The sequence below is a fragment of the Nostoc edaphicum CCNP1411 genome (assembly GCF_014023275.1).
GTDB lineage: Bacteria > Cyanobacteriota > Cyanobacteriia > Cyanobacteriales > Nostocaceae > Nostoc > Nostoc edaphicum_A.
Window position 1 is genome coordinate 40,700 of record NZ_CP054697.1, and the last position, 24,602, is coordinate 65,301.

A 24,602-nucleotide genomic window follows, 5' to 3' on the forward strand; every position below is an offset into this window, starting at 1 on the left:
AATTATGTCTACAAATATACAATGGTGTGACGAAACCTGGAATGTAATTGTTGGCTGTTCACGGGTTTCTGGAAGTCCTGGCTGTGCGCGATGCTATGCAGCGAAAGCTGCCAAATCCCCACGACTTCAACAATTCCCCCAGTATCAAACTGTTAGTAATTGGGATGGCACAGTTGAATTTGTCAAATCTCAACTTATTAAACCATTGTCTTGGAAAAAGCCGAAAAGAATTTTTGTATGCTCAATGGCTGATTTGTTTCACGCCAATGTCCCTGATGAATGGATTCATCAAGTAATGGCTGTTGTTGCTCTTTCACCTCAGCACACTTTTCAAATCTTGACTAAGCGACCAGAAAGAATGAAGGAGTACTTTAGTCAACAATCACTATGGGGCAAGTGGTATGAAGCAGCCAAGGAAAATCTTTGGGACGCTGTTAGTGAGAAATTTGGAGAATTAATTAATCTTCAACAATATTTTATTGACCAACCATTCCCCTTACCAAATGTGTGGTTAGGAACCTCCACTGAGAATCAACAGATGGCGAACGAACGCATTCCAATTCTCTTGCAAATTCCCTGTTCTGTTCGGTTTTTATCTTGTGAGCCACTGCTTGAAGAAATCGATTTGAGGCAAGGAGGTGCAATTCAAAAATTAATCAGTGATTCCTACGAATGGGAATTAGTAAATGAAGATATCCAATGGATTGTTGTAGGGGGTGAGTCTGGACCCAAATTCCAGACCATGCCACATCGAATGGATTGAGTCTATTGTCCAACAATGCCTACAATCCCAAACACCTGTGTTTGTGAAGCAGTTGGGGGCTAATGCAATATTTGGGGGACAGCGATTTAAAACCCGCGATCGTAAGGGTGGCGAAATCAAAGAGTTTCCCCTTCAACTGCAATTACAAGAATTTCCGTTTGGTACGTGAATCAAGCAAAATCCCCCACTTTTAGCGCAGTGTGGGGGAAAGGATCAACTATAAATTTTGACAAATGGTGGTTGTATATGAGTGTAACATCAAAAATACAGAGCGATAGCTTCAGCGACGGCAGAAAGAAACGCCATATATACATCGATAGTAAGTTGGATGATTTACCACTAACAATGGAGGCATTTCGGGTTTACTGCCACCTGTGCCGCCGTGCCGGTTGTGATAATAACGCCTTCCCTTCCTATAAATCTATAGGTGAAGCTTGTTTCCGTGGTTCTTTCCCGAACTCACCGACTGAAACTTTACGGCGAAAAGCGATGGCAGCAGTCGATGAGCTTGTTTGTTGGAATCTGATTACTAAAGCCACAAAAAAAAAGTTAGACGGTTCGCCATCATCAAATCAATACAGACTCACAGATATTGACGATTGGTTTACCGAAGCAACTAAACAATCTAGTTTGACTAGAGGGAAAGCGAAGACCAGTAGCGGGGGAACACTAGGGGTAGTGTTGGGGGAACACCAGGGTGGTGATGGGGGAACACTAGGGGTAGTGATGGGGGAACACCAGGGTAGTGATGGGGGAACACTAGGGGTAGTGATGGGGGAACACCAGGGTAGTGCTGGGGGGACACCCAAAGTATATCCAACTAAAGATTATCCAATTGAAGTCCATCCACTTACAGCACCTACGGCTGTTATGAGGTACAGTAGCAGCAACTAGCAAACCAGTTTCTTAAATGTTGAGGATTTATTAAGTCGAGTGCAACTGAGATTAGTTTATCAACCATTTCTGTTGTAGTTGGAGCAAAATTGCGTAAAAAAGATTTAAGTTGTGACCACCATAATTCAATTGGATTAAAATCGGGGGAGTATGAGGATAAACAAATAACTTTCGCACCTACAGCTTCAATCATTGGCACAATTGAATCTAGTTTATGTGCGGATAAATTATCCATCACCACTACTGCTCCTGACCATAAATGTGGTACTAAAAACTTCTCAATAAATAATTCAAATGCAATGCCATCCATTGAACCATTCATTGTCATTAATGCAACTACTTTTTTAAGACTAATTGCTCCAATTACTGTAACTTTTGAGCCTCTATAGAAGGGGTTAAGAGAGTAAGCTCTTGTTCCCATTTGTGAACGGGCATGAGTCCTCGCTAACCCAAGTAGGACACCAGTTTCATCCAAAAATACTAAATTTTCTGGCTCTATATTTTTGACCTTTTCCCAATAATCTAATCTTAAATGCAGGACTCTCTCAGTAAGAGCTTGGGTACTCCGCTTCGTTTTTTTTTACGATTTAATCCTAATTTCTGTAACGCCCGACACATTGCACTTTGACCTACCCAATTACCAGTCTTGTCTGCAAATAATTCACACAACTCTATCAATGTTGCATCTGGATATGATTCAACTAATTCTCTCAACTCTATGTCAGCATTTGTTAGATGACTAAATTGTGGCTTTCCTCGCGGCTTGGATTGTAAATTTCCTTCAAGTTTTTGTTGTTTTACAAGCTTTTGAACTAAACTTTTTGAGACGGAAAATATGTTAGCTACTTTTCTGATTGAGATATTTTTTTGAAGATGTGCTGCAACTATTTTTTCTCGAAGATCGACAGAGTATGACTTCATTTAGAGGTATTTATATTTTAATTTATTGTACCTCATAACAGACGCAAGTGCTGTAAGGACGCGCCCCTGGCTTCGCCACCCGCGCCCCCCACCCAAGAGAGTGTGTGTGAAAAAGAAGAACTTGATTTAACAACGGAAGAAATTGAACTTGAAGAACCAATTTCAGAAAAACCAAGTTTAGAAAAACCAACCCCAGAAGAACCAACCCCACAACAACCCACTTCGTTGTTAAAAAAATTCCGAGTCTTCGCAACAAACCGATAATCCCTCAAGAGGATCAACTATTGCGGGGGGGTCGTTCGACAAATCCGAACAATCGAATAAGCTGCAACTAATCTGTCCCTACAAGACAGCCCGGAACGTGAAAGAACTGATTGATGCCTGGCTAACAGACCCGACTGCGATGAGTGATGATTCTTTACCACTGCTTGTCAGAGAAACAATCAAGTGGAAGTGCTGGGTTTTACCTTGGCGCAATGGAGAGCGAAAGCTGAATAACTTGTACCAGAACTTCAACCCCATAGTCGTGGACTTCCTGGCACAAGAATTAGCCACTAAATCGAAACGCTCCGCACGACAGGAAGTAGATCATGCGATCGCAGTCATGAACACCTGGGAGAAAACCAAGGGTGGATGGACGAACCTAATGCAGCGTTACCAGCAAGCTCAAAGTGCCGAAACTCAACGCCTTGCCCAACAACAAGCCATACAAACGGCTCATGCTGCCCCTAATGAGTTGAGGGCAGTACTACCCGAAATTAGACAAGCGCGGAGATTTACCAAAACAGAATTCAGGAGCAAGGAGTCAGGATTCAGAATTGAAGCTTGTGCAGCTGCGGGATGAATCATCGCTTCAAACAAGAAATTTCTTGTTAATTCTGACTTCTGATTCGATTTACAAAAAAAATAGCATAGCAGGAGAAAAAGTGATGTTTTCACCAGATTTTGCCCCAGATAACGTAGTTTCAATGCCTAACCACTTACCACCCCAGGCGATAGAAGCTGAAGAAGTAGTACTCGGTGGCATTTTGTTTGACCCGGAAGCGATCGCTCGTGTGATTAAGATTTTGCAACCAGAAGATTTTTACGTTGGTTCGCACAAGAACATTTACCAAGCCGCAGTCAGATTGCACCAGTCTCAGCAGCCAACGGATTTATTGTTTGTCACCAGTTGGCTAGAATCTCATGGACTGTTGCATAATGTCGGCGGGAGAAATAAACTTGCGTCCTTGCTTAACTCTTGCGTGTCAGCAGTTAACATCGATGCCTTAGCAGAGTTAATTCGAGAAAAAGCGCAATTGAGAGCGGTAATCCAAACGGCTTTACAAATGGCGCGTACAGCGATGGATGCCCCCTTGACTGAAATGACTGCTACTTCAGTCATCGAAATGGGACAACAAAAACTTTTAGAGTTGCGCCAATTAACTATGCCTTGTCAAATGAAATTAATGGCTGACATCATCCCTGACGTTTATGCCGAGATTGAATTGGCCAACAACGGTGAAGATGCGATTGAGGTGAATGTCCCAACTGGATTTTATGATTTGGATTCCGTAATTGGCGGGATGCCCTTCGGTGCTTTGACTGTTGTTGGAGGTCGCGGCGGAATCGGCAAGTCCACCTGGGCATTAGATATTGGCATTCGGGCTGCTGCTAGCGGCTTAACAACCGCTTATTTCGCTTTAGAGATGTCTGCCTCACAAATGGTCAAAAAGACCCTCGCAAGGTTGGCAGCGCCCAATGTTCCTGCTGACCTACTTTTTAAACGCAATGCACTTCGGGAATCTCACTGGAATCCTTTGGCTCAAGCTTGTGCTGAGGGGATGGCGCTACCATTTTGGTTGAATGACAACCCCGTAATCACCACCTCACAAATCAAGGGTGATTTGCAAGATATACAAGCTCGTTGCGGATCAGTCAGTTTGGTGATTGTGGACTATGTGCAGTTGATTGAACCAATGCGCCGTGAACGTGGCGAAAATCGTGTACAAGAAATCGACTCCATCTTGAAACAACTCAGGGCGATCGCTAAACAATTCAATTGCGCTGTCTTGGGTTTAGCGCAGTTAAAAAGAGAAGTTGATTCACGTTCCGAAAAGCGTCCAACTAAAGCGGATTTTCGGGAATCGGGAGGATTTGAACAGGAGGCTGCTGTGATGTTGGGTTTGTATCGAGAAGATTACTACGATAAACAGACTACCCAAAAAGGCATTTTTGAAGTCTCAGTTTTGAAAAGTCGGTTTAGTAGTGAAACGACTGTTAATCTCTTGTTTGATGAAAGATTTGGACAGTTTAAAAATTTAGCTAAATCCAATTATTAAAACAGATGAAAGCGCTATCCGTTCGTCAGCCTTGGGCATGGGCAATTATTTATGCTCTTAAAAATATTGAAAACCGTGGCTGGCCTATTCACTATCGCGGCGACATTCTGATTCACGCAGCAAAAACCTGTACCAAGAAAGAGTATCAGCTAGCGAGAGAATTTTGCCAAGGGATGGGGATAGTAATCCCAGAACTAATATCTCTACGTCGCGGTCAAGTCATTGGCATTGTCACAATAGTAGATTGCAAGTTTTCACAAGTTGCGTCTGGTTGGGGGATGCCTGAGCAATACCATTGGAAGCTGGAGAATCCACGCGAGATTATACCGATTCCTTACATTGGGCGGTTGGGAATTTTTGAAGTGCCAGATGATTTGGTCATGGAGGTGGCTGCATGACTAAATCAGTAATAGCTGAGTTATCTGCAATACCCGAAAAATTCTTAGAGGACGACCTTGAAAGCTCACAACTGCATAGCCAAGGATGCCTCTATCCGTATCTCGACAAGAAAAAGCTACTTGATGGCTCAATAGTTTTTTACCCACGAGTTATAGGCCAACGTGACCCAGACATGTCCCCCTGATTCGGACACTGCAACAGTTCACGAAGTGTGCCGAAGGTATCGCGCATCTCATCCTTACGATGCCTGACTCTCAACTACTCCTCAAACAACGGCAAGCGGTAGAACAATTTCTGATGGCTAACGAACCAACACCACTGCTACTAGAGAGAGTTGGAGGACGCAACGGACTGAAGTACAAACCCGGACATTTACCTTGCAACACTATCTTGCGATGCCTGCGGCGGGCTGCGCCTACGCACTTCACCGATCACAAAGGCTGCAACCGTAGTAAGTTCGCTGATATCTGGTTGCCGGATGGTACGGTCAAGTCTTTGTCTATCCAAGGTGCAGCCATTTTGCAAGGATTTCCGTCCTGGTATGAGTTCCCAAAAGAGACTGCTACGGCGGGGTCAATCATTGGTTACTCTGTACCACCCAGTTTTGCCGCGCAGTTATTCATGTCGGCACAAATTATTTTGGAAGGAGACGAAGTATGACTAATCTTATCCAATATGCTGTAATTAACGCCGACGCTTCACAAGAATGAATAAAGCGATCGCACTCACACCTAAAAACCATCCCCCTGATGCTTCAGGTACACTAACTTTCAAAGGATTAACGGGTTTAGAGAGATTTTCCTTCCCGTTCTCAACTTTACGGTCAAAGCGATCGCTTTGGGCTTCTGCTTCTTTGAGTAACCGTCTTTGTTCATCGTTGACTAATACCAACATCGAAGAATAAGGGCTGACAATCTTATACTTTTTGGCTACGCCGTGAATCGCATCTAAACCTTTGAGGTTGTCTAACGTAACTTTTTTACTCAACCCTAAAATTAATTGTCTGGCTGCTAATGGCAAGAAATCATCTTGTTGGTTGCTACTTGCAATTGCTGTGTCTAATGTTTGCAAATACCAAGCATAACCATTAACAACACTCACAACAGAGTTGCCTAAAACTGATTTAGTAGCAATTCGTTGTAGCACCTCAGAAATATTAACAGCAACTCCACCACCACTATCTTGTAATAATTTAATCATGCCATCATTATAAGCCCCAGGTAATCCACCTAGATGTAGCATCCACAAAGGCGCAGGCGTATTAGGGACGGTTTTATTGTTCTTCGATAATTCATAACTGCCTTCATCAGTCAACAACAAAACGACATCATAAGCTGTATCTCCACGCAAATTGTTAAACTGTGTCAGCATTTCTTGGGGTTGAATTGTACCGTAAAAGGCGACTTTTTCCGGTTGGAATTGCTGGAGATTATCTAAGCGTTTGGGTGCAGCACCTGGAGAAACACTGAGATATAAATCTGCATCGTTGTTTGTCAAATCATTATCTGCAAAGCTGTGTTGTTTCAACCATGATAATGTTTGCAGCAATTCTTTAATATGTTCCCCCATGCTGCGAGAAGTATCGAGAACTACAGCAACTCGCTGGACTTTGGGTAAGGTGTAATCTTGACTAGATAAGGGTTTAGCTAATATTTTGTAGCCAGACTCTAAATTTACTTCATGTAATACAGGTTGAACTTTTCCACTTGCTCTTATGAATTTTTCTAACCAAGCATCGTCTTTCAAACCGATTTCTTTGCCGTTGCGGATACGCTTGGTTTGATTAGTCCAGAAAATATTACGTCTTTCCCCTAAATCGGGCATTTCCCAACCCAAGTCTTGTCCCAGCACTTTGTAAGTTAACCATAGGTGCATTTCTGTGGGGAGTGGTGGTTGCCCTTGTATTTGTTGTACATTCTTTGGAGGAATAGGAAAAGCCCGTAAGCGATAATGTCTCGGCCCTACTTGTTCCAACAAAGCCGGATCTATAGGGCGTGAACGTCTAACTTGAGAATTATAAACTTTCTGGGCAGCACCGCGAGGAGAGACAACAAAAGGGAAACGTTGGTCTAATTTATTAGTATCTCCCAACCATAAGCCAGTAATTACAGCGCTTTCTGGCAAAGAAAAGGAGTAAAAAACTTCCTGAACTTCTTGTGTTTGGTTTTTATAAATTTCGTATAATTCCACATCAGCCCAATCACCATGTTCTTTAACTGTGACTTCTTGTGATACTAATAAAACTTTTTTTTCGTTGATATTTAATAAACCTGCTTTAACTTCTTGTTCATTAAAAGTAGATTGTACTGCGTGACTAACTGCTGTTTTTTCTGCTTTTTGTAGAGGTGTATCAAAAAAATCGGCGTAAAGTTTCTCTGCCTTGGCGGTATCTTTGTCAGAACCATTATATAAAAATGGTGACATCAGAAAGTTATAAGTTGCTTGCAATCCATCAGTGGCCGATTTATCTAAGCCTAATAAATGATGATACATAGCACTGATATGGTTATTTTCTTGCTTGCTGCTAAGGTAGCGGTAAGAAGATAAATAAGCATTAACTAATCCTGTACGAATTTGTTCTGATTTGGCTACGAGCGTTTGGCGATCGCTATCATTTGTAGGTGCATTAGCTAAGAGTGAAAAAGCTAATACTTGGGGTTGTTGTTGTAAAGATACAAAAGTAACTGCAAACGCCACAATAACTGCACCAGCACCAGCAAATGTTTTATTCTTACCATGTTCTGAAGCAAAGGCTCTTAAAATTTTTGCTCCTGAATGTACATACATTGCTGTTAACGCCGATGGCATTGCAATAAACAATGTGGCACTGAAACTAACAATAGCCAGCCAAGGAATTATTATAAATAACCCTCCCACAAAAGCTGAGTGATATAGTACATCCCATAATAGTTTTAGCCATGCAAATTTGAGGAATTCTTGCAACAGAAATACTGCTAAAGGCAAGGCGTAAAATAACAACACCGCACCCGCATAAATTCCAAATACTAGCATTAATGTATGGGCTAACATTTGTGCCCATTGCAAACCACTTTTACGTCGGTCAGCATAACCCCAAAATAACTCTCCAGTAAAAGCAGCTATACATACGCCCATTGTTATCAGAATTTGGCTGCTGGCTGATGTCAGTTCTCGGATCACAAATAACCGCAACAAACACAATAAAAACAGTGGTGCTTCTATACCATAAAATAGGCGAATTAGTTGTAAAGGTTGTTTGGTAAATCTCCAACCACCGATAATACTGGAAATTGTGGGGATGGCAATTAAAGTAACTAGAGTCAAAGAAAATTCAGATGGGATATCACCTGTTAAGGTTGCCTGAAATAATGGTACGCCTACGTATGGCAATATCCCTATGTAAACTAACATTAAAAATGTCAGATTCCAGATCCAAAAAATTCCATAAAAACTTGTATTCCAAAATAATTTCACAGCTTTACTCCTCTAAAATTAACGTTCATGCACCCATACCCCAGCATTGAAAATAGTTCCTTATTTTAAGTTTTCCCTTAACACTGGCTTTTGTAACAATTTGTTTAGGGACTTCTAGCTCTTTTGGTAATGGTGCTGGAATCCACCAGCCATGTATATATTCATTAGAGCCGGCAATAGCTAAACGCACATCTTTGTAAGGAAGAAAAATGTCCGGTGAGCTAGAGAGGCAGTCCAGTAGAAGTTATTGACAAATAAAAATAATTATGCAGATATTTCGATTAGATTCATAAGTGGCATTTGAGCCAAAACATGAAGATTATGAACAACAGCAATACGTCTTAAATCAAAAAGATTCTTGCGTAGACCAATGTAACGAGCCTCGTCACCTTGCCATTGACCAATTTTAGCCAAACAATGTTCAACCGAAACACGTTCACGGAGCTGCGCTCTCCCTTGGGCTGTGTTTTGACGCTCTTTTAATTCTTTTAATAATAATTCGTCGGCATGAATCGAAACGCTACGACCATTTTTACTGTTAGTGCATTGTGAATGCAGAGGACAAATATTACATTCTGACTTGGGAAAATGGATTACTTGCCCTTGCACAAAAGGTAAGCTTATTCCATTGGGGCAAAGAATTTTAGCATTCTCCCAATCTAAGATAAATGATGTTTTATCAAAGAGTTTACCGTTTTGCACTCGCCATGATTTGCAGACAATCGTTAAGTCCGAGTCACGTTCCTTAACCAAATGACTGGTTAAATACGCACGGTCAATTTGTAATTGTTTTAACTTTACTTTTTGATTTTTTAAATCAATTTCAATCGCTTGGGTCACTTCTGCTTCTGGTTGGTTTGCACAAGTGACTCCAACTGCTCGTACCATGCCTAAATCCAAATCTTTAAGAACATGGCGCTTGTAGCCATTAAAACGTTGGTTACGGCTTTTACGCCCATGACGCATATCCTTATCTTCAATTGAAATACGACGATTCGGCGCTACACCCTTACGGAGCTTTGGGGAACCATTTGATTCCTCCTCAGTATCCTGTGCTTCGATTATTCGTGCATCCTCAATGCTCTGTTTGGCTTGATTTACCACTTTTGCATCAATATCTGTTTGCTCTTTTACCCAAGATTCAACACTATTAAGGGTTTGTAGTATCGTTGTTAATGCTTCTACTTTTTGTTGTGGGTTGTCCCAGTCTAAATCTAGAGCCGCTTTCAAACTACTTCCTGCAACTATATCTGCTCCTGCAAGGGATGCAATAGTTGATAGTTCCTGCTTTTGGTCACGGGCAATAACATTTAAAGCTTTTCGCAGTGCGTGACCTAAAAGATTGTAGGTGTCTTCTACCCGTGCAGCTCCCCATAAAGGACTTGAATCAAGTGCTGCTCTCAACGTGCGAGAACTATAACCCTGACGCATTTGAGCCATTTCAATTGTTTTTTCTATTAACATTCGGTCGCCTGAACATGCGATTAAAGCTGCACGAAACCGAACCAGTGTGCCCTTACCAAAAGGCGCTTGTTCGCTATCGACGCAATCTAAAACTAATTGCCACCTTCTGTCCATCACCATTGCTTCTATAGCTTCGTCATCACTTACTCCTGTGTAAGCTTGTAGTATGATGGCAAGTGCTATTTGTGCTGGCGCTACTGGGCATAAGCCAACACTACTGTCTTTAAATACTTTTGCTAGTTTTTGTTGAAATTCTAGGTCAAATAACTCATGACGTACTTGCCTCAAAAATAAGAACAGCTTGGCTTTCCGGATGCGTTGAGCGATTTTTTGTTCGCTTGCTGATAGTTCGATGGGAGGATTCCAAACGGGGGGACGCATAGCTATGCACTCCTGATATCGCGTTCACCTACAAGTTAGCCTCCGCAAAAACTGTACCTTTTGTCAATATCTTCTACTGGACTGCCTCTCTAGGTAGCGTTAAGATTTTTGGTATGGGGCGAAATATCAAATAAGGCTGCCGAACATACAAAAATAGACAAGTTGAAATGTAGGTGTTCGCTATTACTCATGAAAAACTGCCCTTGGGCAAGGAGTCCAGAGCAGTGCTTACAAAAAAAATATGGGAGTTTTAACTATTGCCCCCTGCTTTACATATAATTCGTTCGCTATGTAATACTCTTCAGTTCCAGTTTTGTAATTTACGCAAAAAGAGCGAAGAACTTTTCAAGCTGCACTATACAAGGATTAGACGGAATCAACCAAGCCCAATGCAACACCCTTAGCTGAGTGCGTGACAACCAATGGTTGTCAAAATTTGGTCAAACCAACATAAATCCACCATTATCCCAAGGAGCGATCGTAGGCTGTGGAGGGCGGTTGTTGCTTGGGTAGTTTCGGAGGCAATAGCTATGGCAGGGTATATAAGAGTGCAATGCAATCGCAGACGCGCAAAATTATCGTAGCTTTTAGCACTTCCCATTATGTTATCTTTTTAACCTTTTTCAACCCCAACTGAGCAAAGAAATTTGACGGTTGAGGATGCTGAGAATAGTTATAAATGTTAGTAAGGTAATATCTTTAAAGCTAAAACAAAGAAGGCGAAATTTCAAATGAACAAAAATGTCTCATTGACCTCTTTTCCAAGGTTAGAGACAGAGCGTCTGTTTTTGCGTCAAGAAACCCCAGAAGATGCTCCTGCTGTTTTTACAGTGTTTTCTGACCCAAAAGTGACTCAATTTCATGACCTTGATACCTTCACGAAACTTGAAGAGGCATTTGGTGTTATTGAGCACCGGACAAAAAGATTTGAAATCGGGCGTGGAATCCGATGGGGAATTGCGCCTGTGCAAGACAACACCTTAATTGGTTCCTGTGGTTTTACATGGGACACACAAGCAATGAGTGCTGATATAGGTTATGAGCTTGCCAGTGCTTATTGGAGGCAAGGGTTTATGACAGAGGCATTACAAGCTATTCTGCAATTCGGGTTTTCTAAGTGTGGCTTGCAATTTGTTACTGCTGAAGTAATGTTGAATAACATCGCTTCCAAAAAACTATTACTCAAATTAGGATTCCAAAGTAGGGGTGTACTGAAACAGCATGGATTTTGGAAAGGGCAGCATCATGACTTAGAGCAATTTGTACTAGCTCGAAATTGAGAGCAGTGTAGGCTAACTAATACAACCAGATAGATTAACATAGAGCCGAGATGCCACAATGCTAAAGGTGCAACAGCCCAAACCATCGTCCTGACAACGGAACAACTTACAGTTAAATCGGGTACTCACAATGAGAGTACCCTTGGCTGAGTCAAATCTACTACCGAACACCTGACCATTCTTGAACTACTTGGTGGGATCAAAAGCTACGACTATCTTCCTCCAGGTGGGAAAATGTGGAGTTTATTGCAGATGTACCGATTGGAACTCCAGTGCAAGTCTACAACCTCGTTCCCCGGCAATGGCAACCCGAAGCAGTGAGGGACTACTGGAAAGCAAAGGGTTTTCTGGTGGTGCGCTGTGGGGGGCGGGGGCTGTTTTCAGTGGAGAGTGGGCAAGAAGAGAGCTGCATCAAGCTCTACTGTGTAGTACTACAAATTACAGAAAATCATTCATATACTCTCAACGCAGTTTCTAAAGTTCTGGTTACTTCTGGGTAGCAGTTGGCTTGCGAACAGTCGCAGCAGTTATACGATCAACCAATCCTGGCATAATTAGCTTTGCCCAAGGGAGTACTTTACCTTTCAACGTCATGATGTGTTCTCTTTTACGCCGCTCCATCGCCCAGATAATTTGATGTACACACTCATCTACTGACATATTGCCTTGCGTTTCATCACGCGGACTTTTGCCTAATGGTTTTCCATCTGCTCCCAACGCTCGTTGCCGAATATCTGTGGCGACAAACCCTGGTGAAACAACCAATACATCTACTCCTGTTGAGTGCAATTCTATCCGTAATGTATCAAAGAAGCCTTGCATGGCGTGTTTACTGGCAACGTAACCTGTACGAGTCGGTACACCTGTTTTGCCACAAATTGAAGAAATCGCCACTAATAGTCCTCGACTAGTTTTTAGGTAGGGTAGGGCATAATGAGTACAATAGACTGCACCTAAATAGTTGACCTGCATTACCCGCTCAAAAACGGACAAATCTGTGACTTCATCAAAGCACGTCAGCATTCCAATTCCGGCATTGTTGATCAAAATATCAATCTGCCCAAACACGCCAATCGCTCTCTCTACCAACTGCTGGCAAGCAACGGCATGAGTTACGTCTGTAGGTACTGCAATCACCTTCTGTGTATGATTTGTACAAGCAGTCAGTGTCTGTTCTAATTCTTCTTGATTACGAGCCGCCAAGACTAAATTTGCATCTTGTTGGGCTAACGAGATTGCCAGCTTTCGCCCAATTCCTGCTGATGCACCTGTGAGAACAATAGTTTTATTAGCAAAGCTCATAATCAATGTTTCCAGTCAAAAAATTGCCTATTGTAGAGCTTTATATTACCAGTCAGTTTGCTTTTTTCTTTACAACTAGACGAGGATTTGGGGGATTGGTTGAAATTGGGGATTTTGGGTGTTGTGTCTCTTTTACAGCAGGAATTCATATAGGGGGCGATTGCTACCGGGGTTAGCGGCGGTGTCAGGTTGATGGTGGAGTGTCTTTTGGGGGCGAGGGGGGACGGTTGGGTTTGATCCACAACAGGTCAAGCTTCGTCTTGCATACTAACTAGCTTGGCGTAATAACCATCCTGGACAATTAGTTCGTTATGGCTGCCAGCTTCCACGATACGCCCTTGCTCAAGTACGTATATCCTATCTACATAACGTGTCGCCAACAAACGGTGAGAAACTAATACTGTAGTAAGTCCATTCCTGATCGCTCGCAATTGCGATAGAACTAAAGCCTCAGTTTTAGTATCTAATGCAGAAAAACAATCGTCTAACAGCAAGATGGGGGTCTGGCGAATCAGCCCACGAGCTAGGCTGGTTCTTTGTTTCTGCCCACCTGATAAAGTTACCCCACGCTCACCAATTAATGTGGATAAACCTGCACTAAATTTGTTAATTGTTGCTTCAAGCTGTGCATATCGAGCAGCCTGCCAAATAGATTCGGGTGGTCGATCTGGCTTATCGAATGAAATATTTTCTGAAATTGGTGCTGCAAATAAGAAAGCATCTTGGGGTACAAATGACAGATTCTGACGCAAGTGATTCAGTGGAACGTCTTTTAAATCTTGCCCATCCAATTTGATTTGTCCACTATTAGGCTCCAATTGCCTGGCCAGCAGTCGTAACAAGGTAGATTTGCCAGAGCCGACACGACCGATGATGGCAATCATTTCGCCAGGGCTGATACTCAGGGATATCTGTTCTAGAACCAGACGCGATGGCAGCCCAGAACTAACTGGGTAACTATACAATAGATTTTCAACTGCAATTTCGCCATTGATAGGCTGAACTGATAAGCCTGTTGGAACATCTTCAATCTCTGGCTTTTCATCCATAATCTCAAATACTCTGGTTGCAGCAGTAATGGCATTGAGTAAAGCATACATAACAAAACTGCTTTCCTTGATCACCCCCAAAATCATTGCCAAATAAAAGATGAAAGCTGTCAGCGTGCCAACACTGATTTGCCCAGCCAAGACTTGCTTACCACCCACGCCAACAACAATTAAGGTCATCAGACCACTACCCAGCACAATGGAGGCAGTGAGAATAGCGTTCAAATTGATCAACTTTTGATGAGCTAGCGCATAACAATTTGACACGCCTGTAAAATGGTTAATCTCACGCTCTTCCTGGGCATGAGACTGAATGGTACGAATACCCTTGAGGTTTTGCTGCACTGTTTCTGTCAACTTACCAAAACCCGCTTGTACCGCTGCTGATGCCAACAAAATACGCCCAGCTAAATACCAGCCATTAATAACTATTACTACTAGCAAAGGCAGGAGCAACAATGTTAACTGGGGCGACTGTTGTAACATAAAAATTGGGGCAATAAACATCACACCAATAAGGCTCACCAGTCGATGCACACCAGACCGGAAAAAGCGACGAATGGATTCCATGTCATTAGTCGCTCGTGCAATCAAGTCACCCAAATGATAGTTTGCATAGAAGCCACGACCAAGCCTTTGCAAGTGTGCATAGAATGCTTGCCGTAAATCATAAGATATGTAAATTGAAATCAGTGCATTTTTGCGACGACCAAAGTGCAGGATAGCAAAGCGCACAACTGTCAAACTAAGTATCGCCAGAGTCGGTAATAAAATATTTTCATCCTGTTTTGAAATCAAATCAATACCGACTTTTAAATAGATCGGAATGACAGCCTCAACAACGTGAACACTCAGAAGAGCTATTACTGCTATTAACCACTGGAAACGATAAGGTTGGAAGTAGTAAAAAATTCGCTGTAACACAGTTAAAGTATGTAAATTTGATTTCATTTTTTGGGGTCAGTTATTATCAGTTTAATTTGGCTGTATAGAGAGACATATCTATTAGATAAAAGCAATAATTTTGTAAAATTACTCAGTTGCAGCAATTTACATTCAATAAGACTTACAGCCTGTAATTTCCAATCAAATAATAAAGTTAATACAGTTGGAAATCAGCTTATTTAAGATTCATTTTTTGTACAAACGTATTTCTGAAAAATTGCCTCAATATTTAGACATCCTGAGTTAGGCGGGATGATGTGTTTTCACGTCTACGCTTGTACAATTGCGCTTCATAGAGGGTTTTATAAAAACCATTACGAAGCATTAATTCCTTGTGGTTTCCTACCTCCACTAGTTGACCATGATTTAAAACCACAATGCGGTCTGCTCGGCGAATAGTCTGTAATCTGTGGGCAATGGTGATAGAAGTTCTGTTGGCTGTTACTTTCACCAAAGCTGCTTGTATAGCAGCTTCAGTTTCCGGATCAATACTAGCAGTGGCTTCATCCAGAATCAGAATTTCAGGATTTAAGGCAATGACACGAGTAAACGCTAATAACTGGCGTTGTCCTTGCGATAGATTTTGGCCACGGTCTTCCAATACCGTATCAAAGCCTAGTGGCAAGGCTTCAATGAAATCTAGGGTCTGTATTAGTTCAGCGGCTTTTCGAGCATCTTCCCGCGTAATAGTTGGATTACCCAAGGCGATGTTGTCATAGACAGTACCAGGGAAAAGGTGAAAGTCTTGAAAGATAATACCTACACGCTTGCGGATCTGTGCAGGATCTATCTGCATGATATCGATGCCATCTATGAATAAGCTATTTTCAGGCACATCGTAGAAACGACAGATGAGCCGCGTCAATGTTGTCTTGCCAGAACCAGTGGGCCCGACAATGGCAATGTTTTCTCCTGGTGCTACAGTAAAATTAAAGTGACGAATAACTGTTTCGCCGTTTTCATAACAAAAATTCAGATCGCGAAACTCAATTCGACCTTCCAAACCTTCAGGTAAAGGTATAGGTTGCAACGGCACGGACAAAGATTCCTTCCAGTCCAACAACCCGAATATGCGTTCACAGGCTGCCGCCGCTCGAAACACCGCATTTGCTTGATCCCCCAAAGCCACAATCGGACGGAACAACATATCGCTAAATTGCAAGAACAACACGACCGATCCCAGGGTAGTAGTCTGGTTTAGTACGTGTTGCCCACCTAACCACAAGATACTAGCGATCGCTAAATAGGATATGTTGTCGATGATCGGATTGTATACAGTCTCTGCCATGATAGCCTTAGTCTCGGCTACTTTATTGGCTTGGTTAATCGCAGAGTACTGTTGAAAGCTCAATGCTTCTCGCCCGGACATTTGCACAATTTCAATTCCCGATAAGTGTTCGTGCAAATGCTCGTTGAGACGCGATAAGGTGGCACGGATGACCTGATAGATCGAACTAGAATAAAGTCTAAAAATTACGATTACACCCGCCACAAACAACATCAAAGGTGATAGTTTTACGGCAAGCATCGCATCCAAAGACAACATTACGCTTACAGCAACAATCAATGGAATCAATTCTCCAGCCAACGCACCGACACCAGTCAAAAGTTCGGACAAACTCTCGATATCGTTAGCAATCCGGGTCAATACCTGCCCAACCATAACCCGATCGTAAAAAGCAGATGGCAAATGCTCGACATGGGCAAACAAATCGCGGCGCAAGTCACTCAAACCCAACAGTGCCGCATAAGACAGCTGAGAGCGGAAGGCATACCCAAAGCCAGACCACAGTAGTACCCAAAGTAAACCAACAAGGGCGGCAGCAATTATTTGTTCAGTGTTTAATGTAGTTGCTAACCATTGGATTAATGCCGTTTGTCCATAATCTGGTAGATCAGTCCGGTAATTATGCATCAAGATCCCGTCCACTACCACCCGGCTTACTACAACTGGTATCAAAACGGCAGATGTAGCCGAAAGCATTGCAAACAGCAGAGCTAACGCAATGCGCCAGCGATACGGAGCCATCCAGTGCCGCAGTCGCCAGACATTGCTGACAAAGGAGTTAGGCTTATTGATTGATACTTCAAAGGGGTCAAGCCGACCAAAAATGTTAGAGGTCTTTGATGATGTCATAGTTTGATCCCCCAGGACGAATGGCATTAACAAGTTAGATCAGTCTTGTATATAGATTTGTGACTGCTTTACAGGTTGCTTTTAGTTGTGGCAAAGTTAGTTTTTCGCTAGGTCATGTAATCATTGCTTTTTTGATATATTTGCTACTAGAGCAATCTGTAAATTTCCGGTCTTCTTGATTCCAGATTAAGCTGATATTTTACTTCTTCTAAGCTGTTACGCAGCTAGATTGTATAATATTAGATTAAGTAATTAATTTAGTATCAGCCATCTATGCCAGCAAAAAATCATCTTTCCCAAGAGCAGAAGGAAAGGCTACTAAAAACGCTAAAAGAGCATGAAAATCCCTACGTAAGAGAAAAGATTCTGATTTTATTATTAATGAATGATGGAAAAACTTATCAAGAGATTAGTAAGTTTTTAGATATTGCATATCCAACAGTAGCATATTGGGCAGTTCACGGCGATCCAGATAACCTAGAAAGTTTTTTAGATGGAAGAAGAGAAGGGAACTTCCGCAAAGTTACCAAAGAATATGAGGATTTATTATTAGAAATAATTGAAAAAGAGCCACTAGAGTATGGGTATGAATTTGGTCGTTGGACAGCAGCAAGACTAGCTACATACCTCGAAAAGATAACAGGAATTAAGTTAAGTGGTTCACAAGTTGGGAGAATATTAGAGCGAAAAAAGTACGTTTACCTTTGGGCAAAATACAGCCTAGAGGACAAACAGAATCCTGAAATGCGTAAGGCATTTAAAGAAAAAATTGTCAGAATACTTAAGAATAACAAAGGAAGCCCCAGAGCGTTTACAGGTATGGTTTTGGGATGAGAGTGGATTTAGTTTAAGAGTGATAAGAAGAAAAAAACTGGGGGTAAGAAAGGTACAAGGAAACAAATCACAGGTCAAAGAAGAAGAGGAAGAGTAAATATTATGGGAGGGTTACGTTATCACGACAAGAAGAGAATGAATTTTGTGATTAAAAAAGGAAATGCCGATGTATTTTATGAGCAGCTTCAATCTTTGAATAATTTTCTATTGCAAGAATGGATAGAGCAAGGAAATAGAATTGAGACTTTCAATAAATGTTCTGCGAAAATAGTGATTATCTTAGATAATGCCAGCTTCCATAAAAGAAAAGATATTTTAGTTCGTATCAAGGCAGAAATGCCAAATATTATCCTGGAATTTCTACCACCTTATAGTCCAGATTATAATTTGATTGAATTGGTTTGGCATTCAGCAAAAGAATATATAGCTCATAGATTGTTCGAGTCAGTATCACAGCTAGAAGAGTTGTTAAATAAATTGTTAAATGAAGGAGGTCTTATTATTAAATGGGAACGCAAAATTAAAAATAAAGGTAATGCTGTTTATTAAATTTAGCTGCGTAACAGCTTATTTCCAACTGCTTGTTTTAGTTACTGGAACCACTTTGAACAAAGTACTGTTAATCGGTCAAGTTATCGTATTTAATGAAGTTTAATAGTCTCATGAACCAGAGTAAAAAGCAAGCAGAAAAATATATAGCAATTCTTGCTATGAGAATGATTAGTTAATTCTTGGCTTATGCTTTGTGTCGAGCGTAAATCAACGGGATGGTTTATCAAGGTAGTGTGATCATAGCGATGCTATGCAAATAGCATGATTACGATGGCAGATATAGAGATCCGAACTTTTGAACTTACTGATGAGTCTGCCGTCATTGCCTTATGGATACGGTGTGGTTTAACTCGACCCTGGAATGATCCCAAAAGGGACATTGAGCGAAAGCTTTGTGTACAACCCCATCTTTTTCTTGTAGGTACAACTGGGCAGAAGCTTATAGCAACAGTTATGGCAGGGTATGAGGGGCATCGAGGTTGGATAAATTACCTTGCAGTTGCCCCACAATATCAGCGTCAAGGAATTGGAAGGTTGATGATTTTAGAAGCCGAACAACTTCTTGTGGAAGCAGGTTGTCCGAAAATTAATTTGCTAGTGCGGACTACAAATAGCGAAGTTATTAGATTTTATGAACGTTTGGGATATGTTGTTGACGATGTTATCAGCTTGGGCAAACGTCTTGAATCCGATGAGTCATGATCTGAATTGCGATGCTATTCATGCATAGTCTGTAATTGTGCGATCCGTTCCGCACTTTCTATCACTCTGGAAAAAGAAATATGATAGACTCTAGAAGGTTTGAAACATTTTTCATATCAATGATTATTCAAGCCATAGCAAGGATAAGTGATGAACTTTAAAAATGCATCATCTACAGACTTTTGCGCCCGTCAACTTAAAGCTTTAGCAGATACGACACGTCTATCTGTTGTGAAAATTCTCATGGAAGGCCCGAAACACGTCGGAGAACTGAATGCTGTCTTGAAGCTAGAGCAGAGTTTGTTATCCCACCATTTGAAAATTTTGCGAGAAGCAGGTTTTGTGGAGGCGACACGAGATGGCAAGGCAGTACTTTATCATTTTGTACCGACGATTCGACAGGTCAACACTGGTAAAGCAATTGATTTAGGCTGTTGTCTGCTCTGTTTTGAATAAAAATTTAGACGCAATTTTTCGATGAAACAACTCAAAACCCTAGCATTTATTACTGTCGGTTTCACAATTTGCTTGGGACTACTATCTTGTACGCAATCTTCAAAAACAGCGACTCAACCAACCAATCAATTACAGGGAAAGTTAGTTTTAACAGGCTCTAGTACAGTAGCACCGTTGGCAGCAGAAATTGGTAAGCAATTTGAATCAGAACATCCTGATGTCCGAGTGGATGTGCAAACAGGAGGTTCATCTCGCGGTATTGCTGATGCGCGTACAGGCGTTGCTAACATTGGGATGGCATCTCGTAGCCTCAAAGAGGAGGAGAAAGACTTACAAGCTTTTGCTATTGCCCGCGATGGAATTGGCATTATTTTGCATAAAGAAAATTCCATAAAATCCCTCTCAAATCAACAAGTTATCGATATTTACACTGGTAAGATTAACAACTGGCAACAAGTTAGTGGCAAAAATGCACCGATTACAGTTGTCAACAAAGCTGAGGGACGTTCTACGCTGGAATTGTTTCTTGGCTACTTCAAACTTAAGAATAGCGATATCAAATCATCGGTTGTGATTGGGGACAATCAGCAAGGCATTAAGACAGTAGCAGGTAATCCTAACGCCATTGGATATGTATCTATTGGTACTGCTGAATTTAGTATCAACAACGGCGATGCGATTAAGTTATTGCCTTTGAATGGAGTCGCAGCCACCACAGAAAATGTCCGAAATGGAAAGTTTCCACTTTCCCGTCCCCTGAATTTGGTTACTAAAACTCAGCCGGCAGGGTTAGATCGAGCATTTATTGAGTTTGCACAGTCGCCGCAAGTCCATGAAATTGTTAAAAAGCAAGATTTTGTCCCCGTCTCAAAGTGATATCGTTCTCCTGTGGATATTACGGTTATTAGCTCTAATCACAAGTATTATTGTTGTCTTAATTACCGGATTCTTATTACTCGAAGCATTGCCAATACTGCGACAGGTAGGATGGTTGCGTTTTGTCAGCGATCCATCTTGGCATCCAGGTGAAGGATTATAAGTAATCGAACAAAATTAATTACACAAATCAATATATAATATAATTTCGGATTTACTTAGATAAAAATTAGGTTTTAAATGATTTTTTTGAGAGAAATCAATCCGCTTTCTTTGAAACTACTGGAGCGCATCTATCGCCAAAGTCGATATCATCAGGTGCGGCAAAGAGCGCATTTCTTAATGCTAGCCTGTCAGGGAATAGAGTTAGAAAAATTAATGACAATATTTAATGTTAGTTATAAGACAATATATAACTGGATAAATCGTTGGGAATCGGAGGGAATGGTAGGACTGTATAATAAACCGGGGAGAGGGAGAAAACGAATATTTAGGCCAGAACAAGAAGCAGAAATTAGAGAGTGGGCGAAACAAGAACCAAGACAACTAAAAAAGACGCTAGAAAAAATTAAATCAGAATGGGATATTGAAGTTAGCACTGAAACGATTAAAAGAATATTGAGAAATTTTTATATGAGTTGGCATAGAATGCGACGAGATGTTGGAGGAGAGCCAGACCCTATAGAATACAAAGAAAAATCAGCACAGTTAACAGAGTTAAAACGATTAGAAGATGAAGGTAAAATTAATTTATATTACTTAGATGAAACCGGATTTTGTCTCATTCCTTCTGTTCCTTATGGATGGCAAAATATCGGAGAGTATTTAACTATTCCTAGTCGCCGTAGTTCGCGCTTGAATGTTTTAGGAATCATGAATCGAAATAATCACCTTGAAACTTATGTTTCAACTCAAAGTATTAATTCGGATGTAATTATTGCTTGCATTGATGCGTTCTTTACTCAGGTAGATAAACCGACCGTGATTGTTGTTGATCAATCCTCTATTCATACCAGTGGGATTATTCTTGATAAAATTGAAGAATGGTCAGAACGTGGTATTACCATCTTTCAATTACCCTCCTATTCACCTGAGTTAAATTTGATTGAAATTTTGTGGCGATTCATCAAGTATCAATGGATTGAAATTGATGCTTACAAAAATTGGCAAGCTTTTGTAGCATCTGTGGAAAAGATTCTTCGAGAGTTTGGTAAAAACTATGTAATTAATTTTGTTTAGCTACTTATAACCTGATGCCAATGCTGTGGGGAAGTCTGTTGGTGACACTCGGTTCTGTACTGTTGGCTGCACCTTTAGGGATTGGCTCGGCAATATTTTGTCAGTATTATGCTCCTCCTTTGGTTGGCGGATTTTATCGGCAGTTAATTGAGTTACTGGCAGGTATTCCTTCTGTAGTTTACGGGTTCTGGGGTTTGGTCGTCCTCGTGCCACTGATTGGTAAACTCCAACCACCAGGAGCAAGCCTGCTTGCGGGAATCGCTATTTTGACATTAATGATTTTGCCAACGATCGCCTTAACAGCACAAGCCAGTTTTTCTGAAGTCCCGAATGAGTATTTACAGGGTGCAGCCGCTTTAGGAATTTCTCGCTGGGCAACAATCAGAAGCGTTGTTTTAACGGCTGCTAAGTCTGGTATATTTACTGGTTTGATTTTAGGAACGGGACGGGCCATTGGCGAAACAATGGCAGTCTTGATGGTTTGTGGCAATGTCGTCCAAATACCCACAAGCTTATTTGACCCCCTTCGCACCCTCACTGCCAATATTGCTTTAGAAATGGCTTATGCCACAGGAAATCACCGTTCAGCACTGTTTGTCAGTGGCTTGTTGCTAATGGTGGCGATCGCCGCTTTAGTAGGCGTTGCCGAAGTTATAAGCAGGAAAAGCATTTATGGCTAAAAAATCGCTTCCACTACCTACTCTTGTGCTTTGGACGATCGCTTTATTTGTCAGTGCCGTTTTCTGCTGGATTTTAGGCGATATCGTGTGGCACGGTGTAGGGCACATTTCCTGGGAATTTTTGACAACTGAACCTCGGAATGCGGGACGAGAGGGAGGAATTGCCCCGATTCTGATTTCTACTTGTCTGATATTGGGCGTTTGTATGGCGGTTTCTCTCCCCCTTGGTGTTGGTACTGCCGTACTGTTAGCCGAGTTTACAGCCACTGAAAGTGTCTTTGGGCGTTTAGTGCGTCGCAGTTTGGATGTGTTGGCGGGAGTCCCATCTATTGTTTTTGGCTTGTTTGGTAACGCCTTTTTCTCGATTCACTTGGGATTAGGCTTTTCGATTTTGTCCGGTGGGTTGACTTTGGCTTGTATGGTGTTGCCCATACTGATTCGTTCCGCAGAAGCAGGACTTCGGGCTGTTCCGGCTGATTACCGATTAGGGGCTGCGGCTTTAGGATTATCACGCACTACCACATTAGGTAAATTGCTATTACCAGCAGCGACACCTGGATTAGTTGTGGGTTTGGTTCTGGGAATTGGCAGAGCGATCGCTGAGACAGCCGCACTGATTTTTACCAGTGGTTATGTAGATCGAATGCCAGAGTCATTACTTGATTCTGGGCGATCGCTATCGATTCACATTTTCGATTTATCAATGAATGTTGCTGGTGGAGATGCTAACGCCTACGCCTCTGCCTTGGTGTTGTTGATTTTATTGTTGCTGGTAAATAGTATCGCAACGTGGACAGCCCGATTTTGGTTAGGTAGGAGGATTACATCTTAATGAACAAATCGCAACTTAGACAAAATTCTCGGTTATCTCTGCCTTCAATGCAAACCGAGCAGCTGAGTTTATATTATGGCAAAAAAGCTGCTTTTAGAGACGTAACCATGCCGCTCGCAGCAGGCAAGATTACCGCACTGGTGGGGCCTTCTGGTTGTGGCAAAACCAGTTTTTTGAGTTGTCTCAATCGCTTGACTGATTTAATACCTCATACCAAAGTTGTAGGAAGCATTCGTTTAGATGGGTTAGAAATTCTTAATAATCGGATAGATGTGATCGCCCTACGTCGGCGTGTGGGTACAATCTTTCAAAAGCCCAATCCTTTCCCCTTCTCAATCTGGAAGAATCTGGCATTTCCAATACAAGAACACGGGATCAAAAACCGCGAAAAACTTGATTGGCTGATTGAAACCACACTCCAAGATGTCGGACTGTGGAACGAAGTCAAGGATCGACTTCATACCTCTGCCTTATCTCTGTCTGGCGGACAAAAGCAGCGTTTGTGTATTGCTCGTGCTTTAGTTCTGCAACCAGAAGTTTTATTATTTGATGAACCCTGTAGTGCCCTCGATCCGATTTCTAGTGGGGTAGTTGAGGATTTAATTGCCAGTTTGCGAGGACGTTACACAGTGGTAATTGTCACCCACAACCTCGCTCAAGCTAGACGCATTGGCGATTACGCTGCCCTGTTTTGGGTACAAGCAGAAATGGGAAGATTAATCGAGTATGGTACAGTCGAACAGATTTTTACCGCACCACAGAACGATTTGACGGCTGGTTATGTGAATGGTATTCGCGGGTAGTCTTCACATCCACACTGGTAAATATTGTTTCCTACGCCCGACACCCAACCCCCCCACACCCAGACCTAGCGATAATTATCACGTTTACAAGCGTGCCATTAGTTACTTGACCATTAATTTAACTCTAGTGTCACTCAGGCGCAATGAGTTTGAGGCGATTACCTCGAAATTAGAATGTGGCTGTGGTGATTATGGCATCTAATTCACGGGTGTAGTAAGCCATTGTCTTATTGCGGGTTATCTGATGATAGCCAGAGAACTTGATTTTTAACGTTAACGTGCATCCCCTTGTGAAGTGCTGCTCTAGCCTCAAAGCATT

At 41.7% G+C, this 24,602-nt stretch carries 27 protein-coding genes and 2 pseudogenes; 19 read left to right on the top strand and 10 right to left on the bottom strand.

What is annotated here, in order from left to right; translation table 11 throughout:
• Nucleotides 1–4 precede the first annotated feature (4 nt).
• From HUN01_RS01725 to HUN01_RS01730, 3 genes are all read left to right on the top strand, one after another.
• Nucleotides 5–763, top strand: a complete 759-nt coding sequence (locus HUN01_RS01725) for a DUF5131 family protein (RefSeq protein ID WP_238845432.1) — start codon at nt 5–7, stop codon at nt 761–763.
• Between the two features lie 37 nt (nt 764–800).
• A complete protein-coding gene (locus tag HUN01_RS35915) occupies nt 801–932 on the top strand; it encodes a hypothetical protein (protein ID WP_257797970.1) in 132 nt (43 codons plus the stop codon).
• Between the two features lie 77 nt (nt 933–1,009).
• Entirely contained in the window at nt 1,010–1,657 is a 648-nt protein-coding gene (locus HUN01_RS01730) for a helix-turn-helix domain-containing protein (protein ID WP_181927394.1), read from the top strand.
• Here HUN01_RS01730 and HUN01_RS01735 read toward each other — a convergent pair.
• Both HUN01_RS01735 and HUN01_RS01740 read right to left on the bottom strand, forming a co-directional pair.
• The gene (locus tag HUN01_RS01735) at nt 1,632–2,132 is read right to left on the bottom strand and encodes a transposase (RefSeq protein WP_181927395.1); all 501 of its coding nucleotides are present in this window, start codon (nt 2,130–2,132) and stop codon (nt 1,632–1,634) included. The two genes, HUN01_RS01730 and HUN01_RS01735, sit on opposite strands and share 26 nt — an antisense overlap.
• 53 nt (nt 2,133–2,185) lie before the next feature.
• The gene (locus HUN01_RS01740) at nt 2,186–2,578 is read right to left on the bottom strand and encodes a helix-turn-helix domain-containing protein (protein ID WP_181927396.1); all 393 of its coding nucleotides are present in this window, start codon (nt 2,576–2,578) and stop codon (nt 2,186–2,188) included.
• Between the two features lie 102 nt (nt 2,579–2,680).
• Here HUN01_RS01740 and HUN01_RS35130 point away from each other — a divergent pair, with 102 nt between their 5' ends.
• From HUN01_RS35130 to HUN01_RS01755, 4 genes are all read left to right on the top strand, one after another.
• Nucleotides 2,681–2,842: a hypothetical protein gene (locus HUN01_RS35130; protein ID WP_238845434.1), complete on the top strand. Its 162-nt coding sequence runs from the start codon at nt 2,681–2,683 to the stop codon at nt 2,840–2,842.
• 97 nt (nt 2,843–2,939) lie between these two features.
• A complete protein-coding gene (locus HUN01_RS35135) occupies nt 2,940–3,422 on the top strand; it encodes a hypothetical protein (RefSeq protein WP_238845436.1) in 483 nt (160 codons plus the stop codon).
• Between the two features lie 85 nt (nt 3,423–3,507).
• Nucleotides 3,508–4,899, top strand: a complete 1,392-nt coding sequence (locus tag HUN01_RS01750) for a replicative DNA helicase (protein WP_181927397.1) — start codon at nt 3,508–3,510, stop codon at nt 4,897–4,899.
• Nucleotides 4,900–4,904: 5 nt separating this feature from the next.
• Nucleotides 4,905–5,297, top strand: coding sequence for an ASCH domain-containing protein (locus HUN01_RS01755; RefSeq protein ID WP_181927398.1), 393 nt, complete (start codon nt 4,905–4,907; stop codon nt 5,295–5,297).
• Here the strand turns inward: HUN01_RS01755 and HUN01_RS01760 are convergent, their stop codons facing one another.
• The gene (locus tag HUN01_RS01760; RefSeq protein WP_181927399.1) at nt 5,298–5,444 is read right to left on the bottom strand and encodes a hypothetical protein; all 147 of its coding nucleotides are present in this window, start codon (nt 5,442–5,444) and stop codon (nt 5,298–5,300) included.
• A gap of 97 nt (nt 5,445–5,541) precedes the next feature.
• On the opposite strand from HUN01_RS01760, the gene HUN01_RS01765 reads away from it, so the two are divergent.
• Nucleotides 5,542–5,958 carry a DNA cytosine methyltransferase gene (locus tag HUN01_RS01765; protein ID WP_238845438.1) on the top strand — a complete coding sequence of 139 codons (417 nt, stop codon included), beginning with the start codon at nt 5,542–5,544 and terminating at the stop codon, nt 5,956–5,958.
• Between the two features lie 24 nt (nt 5,959–5,982).
• Here HUN01_RS01765 and HUN01_RS01770 read toward each other — a convergent pair whose 3' ends face one another.
• The 3 genes from HUN01_RS01770 to HUN01_RS01780 form a co-directional block, all read right to left on the bottom strand.
• Complete coding sequence (locus HUN01_RS01770; RefSeq protein ID WP_181927400.1) at nt 5,983–8,751, bottom strand: TIGR02921 family PEP-CTERM protein; 2,769 nt, start codon at nt 8,749–8,751, stop codon at nt 5,983–5,985.
• A gap of 264 nt (nt 8,752–9,015) precedes the next feature.
• Entirely contained in the window at nt 9,016–10,596 is a 1,581-nt protein-coding gene (locus HUN01_RS01775; protein WP_181927401.1) for an IS1182 family transposase, read from the bottom strand.
• A gap of 400 nt (nt 10,597–10,996) precedes the next feature.
• Nucleotides 10,997–11,197 carry a hypothetical protein gene (locus HUN01_RS01780; protein WP_181927402.1) on the bottom strand — a complete coding sequence of 67 codons (201 nt, stop codon included), beginning with the start codon at nt 11,195–11,197 and terminating at the stop codon, nt 10,997–10,999.
• Between the two features lie 130 nt (nt 11,198–11,327).
• Between HUN01_RS01780 and HUN01_RS01785 the strand changes: the two genes are divergently transcribed.
• Nucleotides 11,328–11,876 (top strand): GNAT family N-acetyltransferase, encoded by a 549-nt coding sequence (locus HUN01_RS01785; protein WP_181927403.1) that lies wholly within the window; start codon nt 11,328–11,330, stop codon nt 11,874–11,876.
• A 236-nt stretch (nt 11,877–12,112) separates the two neighbouring features.
• A complete protein-coding gene (locus HUN01_RS01790; RefSeq protein ID WP_181927404.1) occupies nt 12,113–12,376 on the top strand; it encodes a hypothetical protein in 264 nt (87 codons plus the stop codon).
• On the opposite strand, the gene HUN01_RS01795 is transcribed toward HUN01_RS01790, so the two are convergent.
• The 3 genes from HUN01_RS01795 to HUN01_RS01805 all read right to left on the bottom strand — a co-directional run bounded on the left by HUN01_RS01795 (nt 12,363) and on the right by HUN01_RS01805 (nt 17,309).
• Nucleotides 12,363–13,178, bottom strand: coding sequence for an SDR family oxidoreductase (locus HUN01_RS01795; protein WP_181927405.1), 816 nt, complete (start codon nt 13,176–13,178; stop codon nt 12,363–12,365). The two genes, HUN01_RS01790 and HUN01_RS01795, sit on opposite strands and share 14 nt — an antisense overlap.
• Nucleotides 13,179–13,426: 248 nt before the next feature.
• Nucleotides 13,427–15,178 (bottom strand): ABC transporter ATP-binding protein, encoded by a 1,752-nt coding sequence (locus tag HUN01_RS01800; RefSeq protein WP_181927406.1) that lies wholly within the window; start codon nt 15,176–15,178, stop codon nt 13,427–13,429.
• A gap of 223 nt (nt 15,179–15,401) precedes the next feature.
• Complete coding sequence (locus HUN01_RS01805; protein ID WP_181927407.1) at nt 15,402–17,309, bottom strand: ABC transporter ATP-binding protein; 1,908 nt, start codon at nt 17,307–17,309, stop codon at nt 15,402–15,404.
• Nucleotides 17,310–17,582: 273 nt separating this feature from the next.
• Here HUN01_RS01805 and HUN01_RS01810 point away from each other — a divergent pair.
• The 9 genes and pseudogenes from HUN01_RS01810 (at nt 17,583) to HUN01_RS01850 (ending at nt 24,283) form a co-directional block, all read left to right on the top strand.
• Nucleotides 17,583–18,692 (top strand): annotated as a pseudogene (locus HUN01_RS01810) (IS630 family transposase).
• Between the two features lie 273 nt (nt 18,693–18,965).
• Entirely contained in the window at nt 18,966–19,397 is a 432-nt protein-coding gene (locus tag HUN01_RS01815; protein WP_163937277.1) for a GNAT family acetyltransferase, read from the top strand.
• A gap of 150 nt (nt 19,398–19,547) precedes the next feature.
• Nucleotides 19,548–19,853, top strand: coding sequence for an ArsR/SmtB family transcription factor (locus tag HUN01_RS01820; RefSeq protein WP_163937280.1), 306 nt, complete (start codon nt 19,548–19,550; stop codon nt 19,851–19,853).
• Nucleotides 19,854–19,874: 21 nt separating this feature from the next.
• The gene (locus HUN01_RS01825; protein WP_181927408.1) at nt 19,875–20,729 is read left to right on the top strand and encodes a phosphate ABC transporter substrate-binding protein; all 855 of its coding nucleotides are present in this window, start codon (nt 19,875–19,877) and stop codon (nt 20,727–20,729) included.
• Nucleotides 20,710–20,892: a hypothetical protein gene (locus HUN01_RS35140; protein ID WP_181927479.1), complete on the top strand. Its 183-nt coding sequence runs from the start codon at nt 20,710–20,712 to the stop codon at nt 20,890–20,892. Before HUN01_RS01825 ends, HUN01_RS35140 begins: the two co-directional genes overlap by 20 nt.
• A gap of 77 nt (nt 20,893–20,969) precedes the next feature.
• Nucleotides 20,970–21,968: an IS630 family transposase gene (locus HUN01_RS01835; RefSeq protein ID WP_181927409.1), complete on the top strand. Its 999-nt coding sequence runs from the start codon at nt 20,970–20,972 to the stop codon at nt 21,966–21,968.
• A 5-nt stretch (nt 21,969–21,973) separates the two neighbouring features.
• Nucleotides 21,974–22,648 (top strand): annotated as a pseudogene (pstC, locus tag HUN01_RS01840) (phosphate ABC transporter permease subunit PstC); the annotation flags it as partial.
• The gene (gene pstA, locus HUN01_RS01845) at nt 22,641–23,480 is read left to right on the top strand and encodes a phosphate ABC transporter permease PstA (RefSeq protein ID WP_181927411.1); all 840 of its coding nucleotides are present in this window, start codon (nt 22,641–22,643) and stop codon (nt 23,478–23,480) included. The pseudogene pstC and the gene pstA, both read left to right, overlap by 8 nt.
• A complete protein-coding gene (locus HUN01_RS01850; RefSeq protein ID WP_181927412.1) occupies nt 23,480–24,283 on the top strand; it encodes a phosphate ABC transporter ATP-binding protein in 804 nt (267 codons plus the stop codon). The genes pstA and HUN01_RS01850 overlap by 1 nt, the downstream gene beginning before the upstream one ends.
• Before the next feature lie 169 nt (nt 24,284–24,452).
• On the opposite strand, the gene HUN01_RS36335 is transcribed toward HUN01_RS01850, so the two are convergent.
• Nucleotides 24,453–24,596, bottom strand: a complete 144-nt coding sequence (locus HUN01_RS36335; RefSeq protein ID WP_338044486.1) for a DinB/UmuC family translesion DNA polymerase — start codon at nt 24,594–24,596, stop codon at nt 24,453–24,455.
• Nucleotides 24,597–24,602 lie beyond the last annotated feature (6 nt).

Excerpts from the sequence above, each read along its gene's own strand:
- HUN01_RS01755 (WP_181927398.1), top strand. The coding sequence starts at position 4,905 with ATGAAAGCGCTATCCGTTCGTCAGCCTTGGGCATGGGCAATTATTTAT.
- HUN01_RS01775 (WP_181927401.1), bottom strand. The coding sequence starts at position 10,596 with ATGCGTCCCCCCGTTTGGAATCCTCCCATCGAACTATCAGCAAGCGAA.
- HUN01_RS01805 (WP_181927407.1), bottom strand. The coding sequence starts at position 17,309 with ATGACATCATCAAAGACCTCTAACATTTTTGGTCGGCTTGACCCCTTT.
- HUN01_RS01850 (WP_181927412.1), top strand. The coding sequence starts at position 23,480 with ATGAACAAATCGCAACTTAGACAAAATTCTCGGTTATCTCTGCCTTCA.
- HUN01_RS01740 (WP_181927396.1), bottom strand. The coding sequence starts at position 2,578 with ATGAAGTCATACTCTGTCGATCTTCGAGAAAAAATAGTTGCAGCACAT.
- HUN01_RS01730 (WP_181927394.1), top strand. The coding sequence starts at position 1,010 with ATGAGTGTAACATCAAAAATACAGAGCGATAGCTTCAGCGACGGCAGA.
- HUN01_RS01800 (WP_181927406.1), bottom strand. The coding sequence starts at position 15,178 with ATGAAATCAAATTTACATACTTTAACTGTGTTACAGCGAATTTTTTAC.
- HUN01_RS01750 (WP_181927397.1), top strand. The coding sequence starts at position 3,508 with ATGTTTTCACCAGATTTTGCCCCAGATAACGTAGTTTCAATGCCTAAC.
- HUN01_RS01795 (WP_181927405.1), bottom strand. The coding sequence starts at position 13,178 with ATGAGCTTTGCTAATAAAACTATTGTTCTCACAGGTGCATCAGCAGGA.
- HUN01_RS01725 (WP_238845432.1), top strand. The coding sequence starts at position 5 with ATGTCTACAAATATACAATGGTGTGACGAAACCTGGAATGTAATTGTT.
- HUN01_RS01835 (WP_181927409.1), top strand. The coding sequence starts at position 20,970 with ATGATTTTTTTGAGAGAAATCAATCCGCTTTCTTTGAAACTACTGGAG.
- HUN01_RS01825 (WP_181927408.1), top strand. The coding sequence starts at position 19,875 with ATGAAACAACTCAAAACCCTAGCATTTATTACTGTCGGTTTCACAATT.
- HUN01_RS01765 (WP_238845438.1), top strand. The coding sequence starts at position 5,542 with ATGCCTGACTCTCAACTACTCCTCAAACAACGGCAAGCGGTAGAACAA.
- HUN01_RS01780 (WP_181927402.1), bottom strand. The coding sequence starts at position 11,197 with ATGGGAAGTGCTAAAAGCTACGATAATTTTGCGCGTCTGCGATTGCAT.
- HUN01_RS01785 (WP_181927403.1), top strand. The coding sequence starts at position 11,328 with ATGAACAAAAATGTCTCATTGACCTCTTTTCCAAGGTTAGAGACAGAG.
- HUN01_RS01815 (WP_163937277.1), top strand. The coding sequence starts at position 18,966 with ATGGCAGATATAGAGATCCGAACTTTTGAACTTACTGATGAGTCTGCC.
- HUN01_RS01820 (WP_163937280.1), top strand. The coding sequence starts at position 19,548 with ATGAACTTTAAAAATGCATCATCTACAGACTTTTGCGCCCGTCAACTT.
- pstA (WP_181927411.1), top strand. The coding sequence starts at position 22,641 with ATGGCTAAAAAATCGCTTCCACTACCTACTCTTGTGCTTTGGACGATC.